The sequence below is a fragment of the Arthrobacter sp. ISL-72 genome (assembly GCF_018613755.1).
Classification (GTDB): Bacteria; Actinomycetota; Actinomycetes; order Actinomycetales; family Micrococcaceae; genus Arthrobacter.
The window spans coordinates 42,616-56,667 of the sequence record NZ_JAGGPP010000027.1; the positions used below are offsets into that span (position 1 = coordinate 42,616).

Annotated in this window: 11 protein-coding genes, 2 tRNA genes and 1 pseudogene; 3 read left to right on the plus strand and 11 right to left on the minus strand. The window is 63.6% G+C overall.

What is annotated here, in order from left to right; all coding sequences use genetic code 11:
* Positions 1-62: 62 nt before the first annotated feature.
* Positions 63-674 carry a DNA-3-methyladenine glycosylase I gene (locus tag J7I92_RS19015; RefSeq protein ID WP_214843064.1) on the plus strand — a complete coding sequence of 204 codons (612 nt, stop codon included), beginning with the start codon at positions 63-65 and terminating at the stop codon, positions 672-674.
* A gap of 690 nt (positions 675-1,364) precedes the next feature.
* On the opposite strand, the gene J7I92_RS19020 is transcribed toward J7I92_RS19015, so the two are convergent.
* Positions 1,365-2,234, minus strand: coding sequence for a rhomboid family intramembrane serine protease (locus J7I92_RS19020; protein WP_214843065.1), 870 nt, complete (start codon positions 2,232-2,234; stop codon positions 1,365-1,367).
* A 6-nt stretch (positions 2,235-2,240) separates the two neighbouring features.
* A complete protein-coding gene (locus tag J7I92_RS19025; protein WP_214843067.1) occupies positions 2,241-2,786 on the minus strand; it encodes a peptidylprolyl isomerase in 546 nt (181 codons plus the stop codon).
* A 154-nt stretch (positions 2,787-2,940) separates the two neighbouring features.
* On the opposite strand from J7I92_RS19025, the gene J7I92_RS19030 reads away from it, so the two are divergent.
* Together J7I92_RS19030 and J7I92_RS19035 are read left to right on the plus strand one after the other, a co-directional pair.
* Positions 2,941-3,846 carry a hypothetical protein gene (locus tag J7I92_RS19030; RefSeq protein ID WP_214843069.1) on the plus strand — a complete coding sequence of 302 codons (906 nt, stop codon included), beginning with the start codon at positions 2,941-2,943 and terminating at the stop codon, positions 3,844-3,846.
* A 133-nt stretch (positions 3,847-3,979) separates the two neighbouring features.
* Positions 3,980-4,855 (plus strand): glycosyltransferase family 2 protein, encoded by an 876-nt coding sequence (locus tag J7I92_RS19035; RefSeq protein WP_214843070.1) that lies wholly within the window; start codon positions 3,980-3,982, stop codon positions 4,853-4,855.
* A 43-nt stretch (positions 4,856-4,898) separates the two neighbouring features.
* On the opposite strand, the pseudogene J7I92_RS19040 reads toward J7I92_RS19035, so the two are convergent.
* The 9 genes and pseudogenes from J7I92_RS19040 to recF all read right to left on the minus strand — a co-directional run bounded on the left by J7I92_RS19040 (position 4,899) and on the right by recF (position 14,044).
* Positions 4,899-5,816, minus strand: a pseudogene (locus J7I92_RS19040) (DMT family transporter).
* A 69-nt stretch (positions 5,817-5,885) separates the two neighbouring features.
* Positions 5,886-5,961 (minus strand) — tRNA-Ala (locus J7I92_RS19045).
* Between the two features lie 72 nt (positions 5,962-6,033).
* Positions 6,034-6,150, minus strand: coding sequence for a DLW-39 family protein (locus tag J7I92_RS19050; protein ID WP_214843072.1), 117 nt, complete (start codon positions 6,148-6,150; stop codon positions 6,034-6,036).
* Between the two features lie 58 nt (positions 6,151-6,208).
* Positions 6,209-6,282: transfer RNA gene (locus J7I92_RS19055), tRNA-Ile, on the minus strand.
* A 97-nt stretch (positions 6,283-6,379) separates the two neighbouring features.
* Positions 6,380-7,027 carry a DUF3566 domain-containing protein gene (locus J7I92_RS19060; protein WP_214843074.1) on the minus strand — a complete coding sequence of 216 codons (648 nt, stop codon included), beginning with the start codon at positions 7,025-7,027 and terminating at the stop codon, positions 6,380-6,382.
* Positions 7,024-9,723, minus strand: coding sequence for a DNA gyrase subunit A (gene gyrA, locus J7I92_RS19065; protein WP_214843076.1), 2,700 nt, complete (start codon positions 9,721-9,723; stop codon positions 7,024-7,026). Before gyrA ends, J7I92_RS19060 begins: the two co-directional genes overlap by 4 nt.
* Before the next feature lie 62 nt (positions 9,724-9,785).
* Positions 9,786-11,873: a DNA topoisomerase (ATP-hydrolyzing) subunit B gene (gene gyrB / locus J7I92_RS19070; protein ID WP_214843078.1), complete on the minus strand. Its 2,088-nt coding sequence runs from the start codon at positions 11,871-11,873 to the stop codon at positions 9,786-9,788.
* Between the two features lie 411 nt (positions 11,874-12,284).
* Positions 12,285-12,842, minus strand: coding sequence for a DUF721 domain-containing protein (locus J7I92_RS19075; RefSeq protein WP_214843080.1), 558 nt, complete (start codon positions 12,840-12,842; stop codon positions 12,285-12,287).
* Entirely contained in the window at positions 12,839-14,044 is a 1,206-nt protein-coding gene (recF, locus tag J7I92_RS19080; protein ID WP_214843082.1) for a DNA replication/repair protein RecF, read from the minus strand. Before recF ends, J7I92_RS19075 begins: the two co-directional genes overlap by 4 nt.
* Positions 14,045-14,052: the final 8 nt, after the last annotated feature.

Below are 14,052 nucleotides of genomic sequence, written 5' to 3' on the forward strand. Positions count from 1 at the left end.
CGAGGTCGGCCCGCTGAATATGCTGGAGGCAGCAACGGCGCAGGGAAAGGCTAGGAAATCATATGACCCCGGACGAACGCGGCACCATCATGGGCAGCGACGGCCTGGCCCGGCCCCCGTGGGCCGCCACAGATCCCCTGCTGCAGGAGTATTACGACCTCGAGTGGGGCATGCCGGTCCGCGACGAGCAGGGATTGTTCGAGCGCATCAGCCTGGAGGCGTTCCAGGCCGGACTGTCATGGGCCACCATCCTGCGTAAGCGCCCTGCCTTCCGGTCGGCGTTCCACCACTTCGAGCCGGATGCTGTGGCCGCGTTCACGGACGACGACGTCGAACGCCTGATGCTGGACGCCGGCATCGTGCGGAACCGGCAGAAGATCAGGGCAGCCATTACCAATGCACAGGCCACCATCGGGCTGCGCGCCGAAGGGGGCCTGGTGGACTTCGTCTGGAGCTTCCAACCGGCAGCGACGCCGAGTCCGCTGACCCATGCCGAGATCCCGACAACCTCGCCCGAATCCGTCGCACTTTCCAAGGCGCTGCGCGGCAAGGGCTTCACATTCGTCGGGCCCACCACCATGTATGCCCTGATGGAGGCAATCGGCATGATCGACACCCACCTGGTCCACAGCCACCGGCGCGGCTCCTCCGGGGTGTGGGCCCACCAGGCCTAAGTTATCCCGCTCTTGTGGGGAAAGTTATCCACAGTGTTGATAAGACGCTGGGGATGAACCGGGAAGTTCCGCGGACCATGGCCCGCCAACGGTCCCGACACGGAATGCACCGCGGGCGCGTGAGTTATTAACACTGTGGATTGCCTGTGGATAACGCTGCCGGTCGTCCGTGATCGTCAAAGAAGCGGACTTATCCACTTAAGAACACCGCTATCCCCAGAAGTTATCCACAGGTGGGGATAAACCCGGGGATAATTAGGCCTTCAGGTGCATATCGGGCTTGATTCTGCTGAATAAGCGGATGTGGCTAAGGGCGCCGGAGTTATTAACAATGTGTATAACCTGTTGAAGACTCTCAGCTCTGCCCTGGTGTCACTTGCCGCCCTCCAATGTGTGGTTGGGGGACGGGTTGCTGGCCAGAGTTTGTCCACTTAACCACAGCAGCCATGAACAGTTTTATCCACAGCTGTGTACAAAGCACCGCCCGCGACGACGAGAATCGCCAGCTGGCAAGGGCAGGGGCGCGGAGCCGCCCTGAACTACACGCGTGTAAGTTACCAACAATGTGGATAACGCCTGTGGAAAACTTGAGCGGGATATAGCGGCCGTCCCCTGGCTTTGCGCGTGGTTGTACCTAGGCTTGGATAGTCACAAGCTGAAAGGCGGGAGGGGAGAGGGACGGAGAACGTCCTACGCGCTGGCCATCCTCAGCCAAGTGGCCGCGATGAGCAGGCCGAGGACAAGCACCAGGCCTGCCGTCTGCCATAGCCACTGCCGCGGGCCGCGGGGGGCATGGGCGATTGCTGCAGCGCAGGCGGCGCCGGCCACGAGGCCGCCGAGGTGGGCCTGCCAGGCAATTTGGGGAACGACAAAGCCGATTACACCGTTGATCGCGATCAGAAGCCAAAGCTGCCGGGTGTCTCCGCCGCGGTGGCGCTGGACCACCAGCATGGCACCGAAGAGGCCGAAGATGGCGCCCGAGGCACCCACAACGCCGGACGGGGGGAGGACCGGGGTCAGAAGGACATAGCCCACCGACCCGCCAATAGCGGAGATGAGGTACAAGGCCAGGAAGCGCAGCCTGCCGAGCAGGGGCTCCAGCGCCTGCCCGAACATCCACAGCATGTACATGTTAAGCGCGATGTGAAGGATGAAGCCCTGCGAATGGAGGAAGGCGGAGGTCAGCACGCGCCAGGGCTCGAAGACACCGTACTCCGTGGTGGCGTACACCGAGGCGAAGGCGAAGTTCCGGTAAATCCCGTCGTTGGGAACAATCCACTGCAGCACGTAAACGAGGGCGCAGACGGCGATGAGCCCGAACGTCACCAAAGGCCGGCCGCCGACGGCGGTGCCGCCGTAGACGGTCCGGGCCGCCGGCGTCGTACGTTTTGTTTCGTTGACGCAATCAATGCATTGGAATCCGACGGCGGCCGCCCGCTGGCATTCCGGGCATGCCGGGCGTCCGCAGCGCTGGCACCGGACATAGGAAGGCCTGTCCGGGTGCCGGGGGCACACCGGAATCTGCGCGGACGGCTCCACCGCCGGGATTCCATAACTCATGGAGTGTTAGAGCTGCTCAACGTCGATGCTGTTGATGACGACGTCTTCGACGGGGCGGTCGCCCATCCCGGTGCGGACGCTTTCGATGGCGTCGACAACCTTCTTCGATTCTTCATCGGCAACTTCACCGAAGATGCTGTGCTTGCCCTGAAGCCAGTCAGTGGGAATGGTGGTGATGAAGAACTGCGAGCCGTTGGTGCCCTTGCCCATCTGGATGCCGGCGTTGGCCATGGCCAGCTTGTACGGCTGGTTGAAGGTCAGTTCGGGGTGGATTTCGTCGTCGAACTTGTAACCCGGTCCGCCAACGCCGCGGCCCAGGGGATCCCCGGCCTGGACCATAAAGTCCTTGATGATGCGGTGGAAGATGGTGCCGTTGTACAGGGGGGTTCCGGTCTTGTCCTCACCGGTTTCCGGGTGGGTCCAGGCCTGCTCGCCGGTGGCGAGGCCCACGAAGTTCTTGACCGTCTTGGGAGCGTGGTTCCCGAAGAGGTTGACGACGATGTCGCCGAGGCTGGTGTGAATGGTTGCTTTTGCTGTTGCGATGGCAGTCATAGGCCCATTGTTCCACGTCGTGCCTTGGCGCAGGAGGCCTGCCGGACAGTTCCGCGCTAGGTGAAATCAGCGCGAAATGGGCTTGAAGAATAGCCGGTGGAGGCCAATCCACGTAGGCTAACGAAAGAACCGTCACATTAATCGGGAGGTAGTTGTGAAGAAATCGGATCGTATTGCCCGTGACCTTGAGCAGTCAGTCAGCAGCGCGGTAGAGAACGCAAGGGACTGGGCGGCCCCCCGTGTTGAGGCAGCCGTGGACTGGGCGGTTCCCCGCCTCCAGCACGGCATCGACACCGCTTCCCCGAAGATCCAGGAGGGGCTCAAGTCCGCTGCATACAACCTGGCCGACGGCGTTGCCATCGTTACGCCGCGCATCCAGGACGGTTTGGCCCACCTTGCGCCCAGGATCCACGACGCCGTGGACAGTGCCACTCCCCGCCTTCACGAAGCACTGGACAAGGCCGCTCCCGTCATCTCCCAGGCCCGTGACCGGGTAGTAGTGGAGTACCTGCCCAGGCTCTCGGACCAGATCGGGCACGCTTCGGAGGCAGTCCACCGAACGCTCGAAAGCGCCCCGGCCCATGTGGATGCCGTGGCCCGGAGGCTTGCAGAGTCCGGCGTTGTTCATTCGCTCCAGGATCAGGCACAGGCTGCAGGCCACCAGTTCCGGACTGCTGCGGCGGAGGCTACCCGGGTTGTTACCGGGGAAGCGGCCAAGCCGCAGAAGCCCAAGCACCGCGGGCTGCTGATTTTCGGCGTGATCGCCGCCGCCGTTGCTGCCGGTGTGGCAGCCTGGAAGGCCTCCAAGCCCGTGGAGGATCCCTGGAAGACCCCCGCGCCTGTGACGCCGGCACCCGTGGCCGCCACGACCGTCGAAGACGCCACTGTTGCTCCCGTGGACACCACGGCTACTGCGGGCGAGAAGGCCGTTGACGCAACGGACGCTACTGCCGGCGCCCCCGGAGACGCGTCCGCCCAGGTCGCTACGGACGCCAAGACTGCCGTGAAGAACATCGCTTCCGCCACGAACAACGGTGCGGCAAAGGCGAGCGACAGCTAAAAACCCTCCGTGAATGCACGGCAACAGCAGAGGGGCCCCGCCGGCCACGGCACGCGGGGCCCCTCTCTGTTGTTTCCCCGACCTTCATCCCGCGTCGCGGTCGGCGACATGCAAGGGTGCTAAATTTGTGATGATGTCACCCGATAGATCCGCCGAGGATGCCTCGCACGACGCCGCGCCCATGCCGGCAGTATCCATCGTCATACCGGCGTACAACGAAGAAAGCGTCATCCGGCAGTGCCTCATCGCCGCTGTGTACCAGTCCGTGCCGGCTGCGGAGATCATCGTTGTGGACAACATGTCCAAGGACCGCACCGCGAAGATCGTGCGCCAGATGCAGCAGGAATATCCGGAAAGCCCCATCATCCTGCTGAGCCAGGACAAGGACCAAGGCCTCATCCCGACGCGCAACTTTGGCCTCAACCACGCGACCGGCGATGTGCTGGGCCGCATCGACGCGGACTCGGTGGTGGAACCTGACTGGGTGGAACAGGTGCAGAAGGCCTTCCTCGATCCCTCCGTCCAGGCGGCTACCGGCCCGGTGGTCTATTACGACATGCCGATGCGCCGCTTCGGCCTCAAAGCAGACGACAAGATGCGCCAACTGATGCTCAAACTTGCCAAGCACCAGTACCACTTCCTTTTCGGCTCCAACATGGCGCTGCGTCGTTCAGCCTGGGAAACCATCCGGGACGAGACCTGCAGGGATGAGAAGGACGAGATGCACGAGGACATTGACCTCTCCTTGCATCTGGCCGAGCATGACCTCAGGGTGCAGTACTGGCCCCAGATGGTGTCCGGAATGTCCGCCCGCCGGCTCGAGGATTCACCCCGTGATTACCGGTACTACGTGACCCGCTTCGACCGGACATACAAGGCCCACAACGTCAAGAAAATGGCCCTCAAGGCACCCATGGTGGTGTTCTTCTCCGTCTATTTCCCGGCGAAGCTCCTGCGCGCCATCCACACGGTGAACTCCGCCCAGCCTGCCCGCCGCGGCGGGCAGTAGCGTTCTGCCGGGCCTCCGGGGTTTTACTGTCCGGCCAGCCGGGTTAGTCCGTTCCCAGCTCGGCCAGCCGGGCTTCCTCCGGCGCCTGCACGGGCTTCCTGCGCCGTTGGCTGGCTACGACAACCGCCAGGCCGATCAGAATGAGTACCAGTCCCGCGTACGTGCCCACCGGCAGCGTCTCGCCCAGGAACACCGCGGCGAGCAGCGCGGCGCCGGGAATCTCCAGCAGGATGATCATGGAGACCAGCAGCGGGCTCATGGTGGCCAGCAGGTGGTTGAAGGCGGTGTGCCCCACCAACTGCGCACAGACGGTGATGGCAAGAATCCCCAGCCAGCCGGCGGCGTCGAAGCCTGCCAGCGGCTGGTTGGACAGCAGGGCGAGCAACGCCACGATGGCTGCGCACATGCCGTAGCAAAGCGTTGTATAGGTGCCGGTGCCCATGGTTTCACGCGCCTTGCCGCCCGCCAGGGTGTAAAGGCCCGCCAAGGCACCTCCCGCGAGTGCCAGTACGTCGCCCAGCAGTGCTTCAGGTGAAGTCCCCATGTCGAACCCCGTAATGGCCACAACCCCGCCAAAAGCCATACCCAGGCCCAACAGGACCTGCCAGCCGTGGCGGACTCCCCGGAGCAGCTGGAAAACCGCAATCCACCCGGACTGAAGGCAGACGATCGCCGTAGCGGCCGCCACGGAGGTCAGCTGGAGCGAAGTGATGAAGCAAGCGAAGTGCAGCGCAAGGGCACCGGCTGCCAGAACGGATCAGCGGAACTCGCGGGACGTCACCCTGCCGAACGTCCGCGGATTGGTCACCAGCACGGGCGTGGCCATGACAGCAGCGCCGATGGCGTTGCGCCAGAAAGCGATGGCCAGGGCACTTACCGTGGTGGCTCCCAAGGTGGCTGCGATGAGCGGTCCCGAAGAGGCGACGCCGAGCACTCCCAAAGCGGCAAGAAAGAGGTTCACGGTTCCAACATTAGCGGCGGGCAAGCAAAAGGCCCCGGAGTACGTTTCCGCATTCCGGGGCCTTTCTTATGGTGGAGGCACGGGGACTCGAACCCCGAACCCCCTGCTTGCAAAGCAGGTGCGCTACCAATTGCGCCATGCCCCCATAAGAAGCAACCCGTCAATCATACCCTAGTTCCGAAGCGCTTCTAACCAGCGTCCGGACCGGGGATCCGGGCTAGTCGACCGTGTCAGTCGATTCGCTCCAGACCGTTTTCCGGGCTTCAGACTCCTGCACCTTTTTGTAGAGCAGCGCGCCTGCGACAGCCGCTGCAACAACCAGCAACTTCTTCACATGCACCCCGTTCCGGTCCGGATTACCCGAACCATTTCCAAAACCTGTGCAGGTTCCGTGGGCGTACCAGGACTTGAACCTGGGACCTCTTCGTTATCAGCGAAGCGCTCTAACCGCCTGAGCTATACGCCCCGATGCCTCATCGGGCCGAGACATGACTTTACAGCACATCCCGGCCCGATCTCAAATCGAGGCATTCTGCCGGAGGATTTCCGGCATTTTCCGCGGACTAATCGTCCGTCAGGGTCACGCCGATGCCACCGACGAGGGTGGCGGAAATGTTGTACAGAACAGCGGACAGCATGGACAGCGCCGTCAGCAATACAACGTTTACGACGGCGATGATCACCGCAAAGGATGCCACCTGGCCCAGCGAAGCGACCTTCTTCAGTTCGAACCCGCCGCCTTCGGAACCGGCCAATGTCCCGAGCAGGCTGTCGACCTGGTCGAAGATGCCGGTCAGGTCCAGCACGGTCCAGAGGACAATCGCGGCTACGACGGTTACGATGCCGAGCGCAACGGACAGCAGGAATGCCATCTTCAGGACGGACCAGGGGTCCACCTTGCTGACCAGGAGCCGGGCCCGGCGGACCTTCGCCTTCGGTGCCGGCTTGACCAGCCCCGGGGCGCCCTGGGCGCTGCCTTGGGCGGGACGCTGGCCGGGAACCGCGGGCCGCGCCCCCTGGGGGGCCTGGGCGGGGCGCTGTGCCTGTGCCGGGCGCTGGCCCGGGACGACGGGGCGCTGCGCGGGAGCTCCCGGCGTCGACGGCCGTTGCTGGGGACGTACGGGGGCGTTCACGCGCGGAGCGGACGCCGGCTGCCTGATCCCGCCGGGAGTGTTGCTGTTCGGCTTGGGATATGAGTCGGAATTACTCACTCGTTACCTCCGGTATTTTCTTCGTCCAGCTCAGCGTCGTCCGATGACTCGTCGGACTCTCCGGCCGGTGCTGAATCTGCCTCTGCGGACCCGTCATGTGATCCGGCACCTTCAGCCAACGTTACGTCATCCCCGGCCGCAGCCGGGCTTTCGTCCGGTGTTTCCAGGTCGGCGGCTTCGACTTCTTCGCCTTCCAGGCCGCGTTCGCTGTTGCGTGCCACTTCGATGATGCGGTCGTTCTTGTCCGGCTTGGCAAAGATGACGCCCATGGTGTCGCGCCCCTTGGCGGGCACTCCGGCCACCGAGGACCGGACCACTTTTCCGCCTTCCATGACCACCAGGACTTCGTCCTCTTCCTGGACGATGAGGGCGCCGACCAGGTGGCCGCGCTCTTCCTGGTATTTGCCGACCTTGATGCCCAGGCCGCCACGGCCCTGGAGGCGGTATTCCTCCACGGCGGTCCTCTTGGCGTAGCCGCCCTCGGTAACGATGAAGACGAACGAGCCGTCCTTGACGACGTCGGCCGCCAGCAGTTCATCGTCCTCGCGGAACTTCATGCCGGTCACACCGGAGGTCGCACGGCCCATGGGACGCAGTGCATCGTCGGTTGCCGTAAAACGGATGGACTGACCCAGGCGCGAGACCAGCATGAGGTCATCGGTTTCCGAAACGAGCTGGGCGGAGACGAGCTCATCGCCGTCGCGCAGGTTGATCGCAATGACACCGGCCGAACGGTTGGTGTCGTAGTCCTCCAGCCGGGTCTTCTTGACCAGGCCGCGCTTGGTGGCCAGCACCAGGTAGGGGGCGTGCTGGTAGTCGCGAAGGTCCAGCACCTGGGCGATGTGCTCGTCAGGCTGGAACGCCAGGAGGTTGGCGACGTGCTGGCCCTTGGCGTCACGCCCCGCTTCCACGAGTTCGTAGGCCTTGGCACGGTAAACGCGTCCCAGGTTGGTGAAGAACAGCAGCCAATGGTGCGTGGTGGTGACGAAGAAATGCTCCACGACGTCGTCCCCGCGCAGCTGGGCACCCTTGATGCCTTTGCCGCCGCGTTGCTGTGAACGGTAGTTGTCACTGCGCGTGCGCTTGACGTAGCCGCCGCGCGTAATGGTGACGACCATTTCCTCTTCGGGGATCAGATCCTCCATGGACATATCACCGTCGAAGCCCATCAGGATCTTCGTGCGGCGGTCATCCCCGTGCTTGGCGACGATTTCGGCAAGTTCGGTGCTGATGATCTCGCGCTGGCGCTCTTCCGAGGCCAGGATCGAGTTGTACTCGGCGATCAGGGCTTCCAGTTCGGCATGTCGATCCTGGATCTTCTGGCGCTCCAGGGCGGCAAGCCGGCGAAGCTGCATGTCCAGGATTGCGCGCGCCTGCAGTTCATCAATGTCCAGCAACTGCATCAAGCCGTCACGGGCCGCTTCGGTGGTGTTGGACGCGCGGATGAGGGCAATCACCTCGTCCAGCATGTCCAAAGCCTTGAGGAGGGCACGCAGGATGTGTGCTTCCTCTTCGGCCTTGCGCAGGCGGTAACGGGTCCGGCGTGCGATGACGTCCATCTGGTGGGTGACCCAGTGCCGGATGAAGGCATCCAGGCTGAGGGTCCTCGGGACGCCGTCAACAATCGCCAGCATGTTTGCCGCAAAGTTGTCCTGCAGCTGGGTGTGCTTGTAGAGGTTGTTCAGCACCACCTTGGCCACAGCGTCGCGCTTGAGCACGATCACCAGGCGCTGGCCGGTGCGGCCGGAGGTCTCATCGCGAAGGTCGGCTATGCCCGAGATCTTCCCGTCCTTGACGAGTTCCGCGATCTTGATGGCCAGGTTGTCCGGGTTGGCCTGGTAGGGCAGTTCTGTGACCACCAGGCACGTGCGTCCCTGGAGCTCTTCAACGTTAACCACGGCGCGCATGGTGATGGAACCGCGCCCGGTGCGATAGGCATCTTCGATGCCTTTGTGGCCCAGGACGGTGGCGCCGGTGGGGAAATCCGGTCCCTTGATGCGCAGCAGGAGTTCCTCGAGGAGCTCCTCACGGCTGGCGGTCGGGTTGGCCAGGTACCACTGCACACCGTCGGCAACCTCGCGGAGGTTGTGCGGCGGAATGTTGGTGGCCATGCCGACGGCGATGCCCGAGGAGCCGTTGACAAGCAGGTTGGGGAAACGCGCCGGCAGGATGGTGGGTTCCTGGTTCTTGCCGTCGTAGTTGTCCTGGAAGTCGACGGTTTCCTCGTCGATGTCGCGGACCATTTCCATGGCCAGCGGCGCCATCTTGGTTTCGGTGTACCGCGGTGCTGCCGCGCCGTCGTTGCCGGGCGAACCGAAGTTGCCCTGCCCGAGCGCCAGCGGGTAGCGCATGGTCCAGTCCTGGATGAGGCGCACCAGGGCGTCGTAGATTGCCGTGTCGCCGTGGGGGTGGTACTGGCCCATGACCTCGCCCACCACGCGGGCGCACTTGTTGAAAGAGCGGTCCGGGCGGTAGCCGCCGTCGAACATGGCATAGAGCACGCGTCGGTGGACGGGCTTCAGGCCGTCGCGGACATCGGGAAGTGCACGGCCGACAATAACTGCCATGGCGTAGTCCAGGTAGGAGCGCTGCATTTCCGTCTGCAGGTCCACCTGCTCCACACGGTCGATCAGCACGTCGCCTTCCAGGACCGGCTCTGTCCCCTCGGCCGGAACTTCAGGTGTTTCGTCACTCATTTTTTATAATTTCCGTTTCAGGTATATGTCGGATCAAGAATATCTACAGGTCTTTTGGACCCTTAGATATCCAGGAATCTGACATCCTTGGCGTTTTGCTGAATGAAGTTTCGGCGGGATTCAACGTCCTCACCCATCAGCACCGTGAAGATCTGGTCCGCGGCCAGTGCATCATCCATCGTGACCTGGAGTAGGGTCCGGTTGTCCGGGTCCATGGTGGTGTCCCACAGTTCCGTGTAGTCCATCTCGCCAAGGCCCTTGTAGCGCTGGATGCCGTTGTCCTTCGGAATGCGGCGCCCCGCGGCCTGGCCAGCCACGAGCCGGGAGTCGCGTTCGCGGTCGCTGTACACGTAATCGTGCGGAGCATTGGACCACTTGATCCGGTACAGCGGCGGCTGAGCAAGGTACACGTAGCCGTTTTCGATGAGCGGGCGCATGTAGCGGAACAGGAGGGTCATCAGCAGGGTGGTAATGTGCTGGCCGTCAACGTCGGCATCAGCCATGAGCACGATCTTGTGGTACCGGAGTTTACTGAGGTCGAAGTCCTCGCCGATGCCCGTACCGAAGGCGGTGATCATGGACTGGACCTCATTGTTGCCGAGGGCCTTGTCCAGGCGTGCCCGTTCCACGTTCAGGATCTTGCCGCGAAGGGGCAGGATGGCCTGCGTTTCCGGGTTCCGCCCGCGCTTGGCGGAGCCGCCGGCGGAGTCACCCTCCACGATGTAGACCTCGCACTTCGCGGGGTCCTTGGAGGAACAGTCGGACAGCTTGCCCGGCATGCCGAACGACTCAAGCGGGCTCTTGCGGCGGGCATTGTCCCGGGCCTTGCGGGCGGCCATCCGGGCCTGGGCAGCCGAAATGGCCTTGCGGATCACGTCGCGCGCCGGGCCGGGATTGCGTTCCAGCCAGTCGCCCAGACCGTCGGTGACCACGCGCTGGACGAAGCCCTTGACCTCGGAATTGCCGAGTTTGGTCTTGGTCTGGCCTTCGAACTGCGGTTCGGCCAGCTTCACGGAAATAACGGCCGTGAGCCCTTCACGGATGTCATCACCGGTGAGGTTGTCGTCTTTTTCCTTGATGATGTTCTTCTCGCGCGCGTAGCGGTTGATGAGCGACGTCATCGCGGCGCGGAAGCCCTCTTCGTGGGTGCCGCCCTCGTGCGTGTTGATGGTGTTGGCGTACGTGTGGACGCTTTCGGAGTAGGCGCTGGTCCACTGCATCGCCATTTCCAGGGCAATTTTCCGTTCCTTGTCCTCGGTCTCGAAGGCGATGACGTCCTCGTGGACCACATCAACCTTCTTGCCCGAGTTCAGGTGCTTGACGTAGTCCAGCAAGCCGTCGTCGTACTGGTACACAACCGTGCGGTGTTCAGCGGTGACTTCACCTTCGGTGACCACGGCATCAAGGTTCAGGTCGGCGTCGGGGTCCTCGACAGCCGCAGGGGTGCGTTCGTCCGTCAGCGTGATGCGCAGGCCCTTATTCAGGAACGCCATCTGCTGGAAGCGGGCACGGAGCGTCTCGAAATCGAATTCCGTGCTCTCGAAGATGCTGGCGTCCGGATAGAAGGTCTGCGTCGTACCGGTCTGGTCCGTCTCTTCACCTTGGACCAGGCTGCCCTGCGGCTTGCCGCCGTCGGCAAAGGACATTCGCCAGACGTGGCCTTGGCGCCGCACTTCCGTGTCCACCCGGCTGGAGAGGGCGTTGACCACTGAGATACCCACGCCGTGAAGGCCGCCGGAAACGGCATAGCCGCCGCCGCCGAACTTTCCGCCGGCGTGCAGGATGGTCATAACGACTTCAACAGTGGGTTTGTGCTCGGTGGGGTGCATGTCCACGGGGATGCCGCGGCCGTCATCAACCACCTTGACGCCGCCATCCGCCTGGAGAACAATCTCGATGTGGGTGCAGTACCCGGCGAGGGCTTCATCTACGGAGTTGTCCACCACTTCGTACACCAGGTGGTGGAGGCCGCGGGGTCCGGTGGATCCGATGTACATGCCGGGCCGTTTGCGGACGGCTTCAAGGCCTTCAAGGACGGTGATGTCGCTGGCACCGTATCCCTTGCGTTCGGCTGCCGCCGGCGCATCTGTTGCACGGGCATCCCCGGCCGCGGGTTCCACTGCCGGGATATCTGCATTGTCGTTAGCCACAGGCGCTTTCGACTCCTCTGTATTCGTATGGCCGGCCGTCACCGTCTCCGATAGAAGAGGATCCTGCCAACAGGCACGTCACTGATGACGCCGATTACTTCGTTGACTGGCGGAACCGTGCCCCGGCCGCAGGAAAGGCGCCGGAAAACGGACTCAGTCAACGTTTCACCGGCGCCCAGTTATCTACCCCGATTCTACCGTGTTGGAGAGCGTAAACCCGCATTCCAGGGCCGCAAACGCAGAGGAAAGTGGCGCTGGCTGGCCATTGGCTCTGCCTGCAAGGCTCCAGGGGTACCTTCTCTGGGTTCCTATACGGCCCAGGGCTCTTAGGGCGCCCTACACGCCGTTTGGCCAATTTTCAAGAGTCCGAGGTCCGGCGGACGGGACGGCGGCGGCCGCCATCGCATTTCGCTATCCGTAGGTGTCCCGGGGGCCGCGGCCGTTGACGGTGCGCCCGCCCTTCCGCCAGCTCGGCGCCGCGGGTCCCAGGACCTGGATCTTGGTAACAACGCCATCGCCCAGTTCGGCGCGGAATTTCTCCAGGAGGCTGAAGCTGAGCAGGCGCAGCTGCGTGGCCCACGCGGTGGAATCGCACCGCACATGGAGCGTGGTGTCGGTAAAGCTCTCCGGAGTGCAGTGCGCTGAAATTTCCGGTCCCACAAGGGTGTTCCATTCGGCCATGACCGATCCGACTGCCACCGGGGAGGTCCAGCCGCGCTCTGCCACCAGCCGTCCCACCACTTTGCCCAGGCCCAGCGGATCGCGGCCGGAGCCGTGGAATTGCGCAAAGCCCCGGGTTCCGGCCGCACTCCGGCCCGGCTTCTTCGCTCCGTTTCCGGGCGGCGGGGTCTTGCGCCGGATTTCCCCGCGAGCAGCAGCCGCTTCGCGCATCCGGTTGAGGGCCGCCTGCGCAGCATCGATTTCGTCGGGGTCGCGGCCGGGCTGAAGTCCGCCGGTGTCTTTATTCATCGGGATTCCGACTCCTCGATTCCTCCCGGGACAACCTTCACCCGCCGCCCGGTAAGCTCTTCCGGTATATCGGCGTCGACGGCGGCGGTCACCAGCACCTGTTCGGCGCCGGATACTATTGCCGCCAGTTTACGCCGACGCTGGACGTCCAGTTCGGCAAACACGTCGTCCAAGATAAGGATCGGTGCGGACCCGCCGGTGCGGGCGTCGTCGAGCATGACGTAGTAGGACGCCAGCCGCAGGGAGAGGCACATGGACCATGTTTCCCCGTGGGATGCGTAGCCTTTGGCCGGCGCTTCGCCGAGGATGAGCTCCACGTCGTCCCGGTGCGGTCCAACAAGTGAAATGCCCCGCTCCAGTTCCTTGCGGCGGGACGCCGCGAAAGCCTGTACATAGCGTTCGGTCAGCTCCGCCACGGACAGCAGCCGGAGGTCCTCAACGCGTCCGACGGCGGAGGGGTCGGCAGCGTACCCGGCATCGGCGCCGTCGTCGTCCAGTAAGTCCTGGAGCGTGGACCGGTATATCGCGTCGGCCTCCTTGGACCCGTCAGTCAACTGGGCATAGGCCGCTCTCAGGTGCGGCCTGATCCGGTCCACCAGTTCGAGCCGCGCGTGTAGCAGTTCGGCACCGGCGCGGGCCATGTGCTGGTCCCAAACATCCAAGGTCGCCTCGTGCCCGGAAGTGAACTTCCCGGCGCGGGCCGACTTCAGGAGGGCGTTCCGCTGTTTGAGGACGCGGTCGTAATCGGTCCGGGTGGCTGAATGGCGCGGCATAAGGCTGACCAGCAGTTCATCGAGGAAACGCCGCCGGTTGGAGGGATCACCCTTCACCAGGGCCAGGTCTTCCGGGGCAAAGAGCACCGTCTGGCAGATGCCGAGGATGTCACGGGCGCGGACGGGGTTGCTTCGGTTGATGCGTCCCCGGTTGGCGCGGTTACCGTTGATTTCCAGTTCCAGCACGGTGGACTGCCCGCCCCGGACCAGTTTGGCCCGGATCACGGCACGCTCGGTCCCGAACCGCAGCAGCGGCGCATCTGAACTTACCCTGTGGGAGCTGAGCGTGGCCAGGTACCCGACAGCCTCCATGAGGTTGGTCTTGCCGATGCCGTTGTAGCCTACGAGCACCGTCACCCCGGGTTCGAGGCTGAGGTCCACTTGGGCATAACTGCGAAAATCGGTCAGCGAAAGCTTTTCTAGGTACACGCCGTCTT

Coding starts and splice junctions, on each gene's coding strand:
- J7I92_RS19015 (WP_214843064.1), top strand. CDS start 63: ATGACCCCGGACGAACGCGGCACCATCATGGGCAGCGACGGCCTGGCC.
- J7I92_RS19020 (WP_214843065.1), bottom strand. CDS start 2,234: ATGAGTTATGGAATCCCGGCGGTGGAGCCGTCCGCGCAGATTCCGGTG.
- J7I92_RS19025 (WP_214843067.1), bottom strand. CDS start 2,786: ATGACTGCCATCGCAACAGCAAAAGCAACCATTCACACCAGCCTCGGC.
- J7I92_RS19035 (WP_214843070.1), top strand. CDS start 3,980: ATGTCACCCGATAGATCCGCCGAGGATGCCTCGCACGACGCCGCGCCC.
- gyrA (WP_214843076.1), bottom strand. CDS start 9,723: ATGAGTGACGAAACACCTGAAGTTCCGGCCGAGGGGACAGAGCCGGTC.
- J7I92_RS19075 (WP_214843080.1), bottom strand. CDS start 12,842: ATGAATAAAGACACCGGCGGACTTCAGCCCGGCCGCGACCCCGACGAA.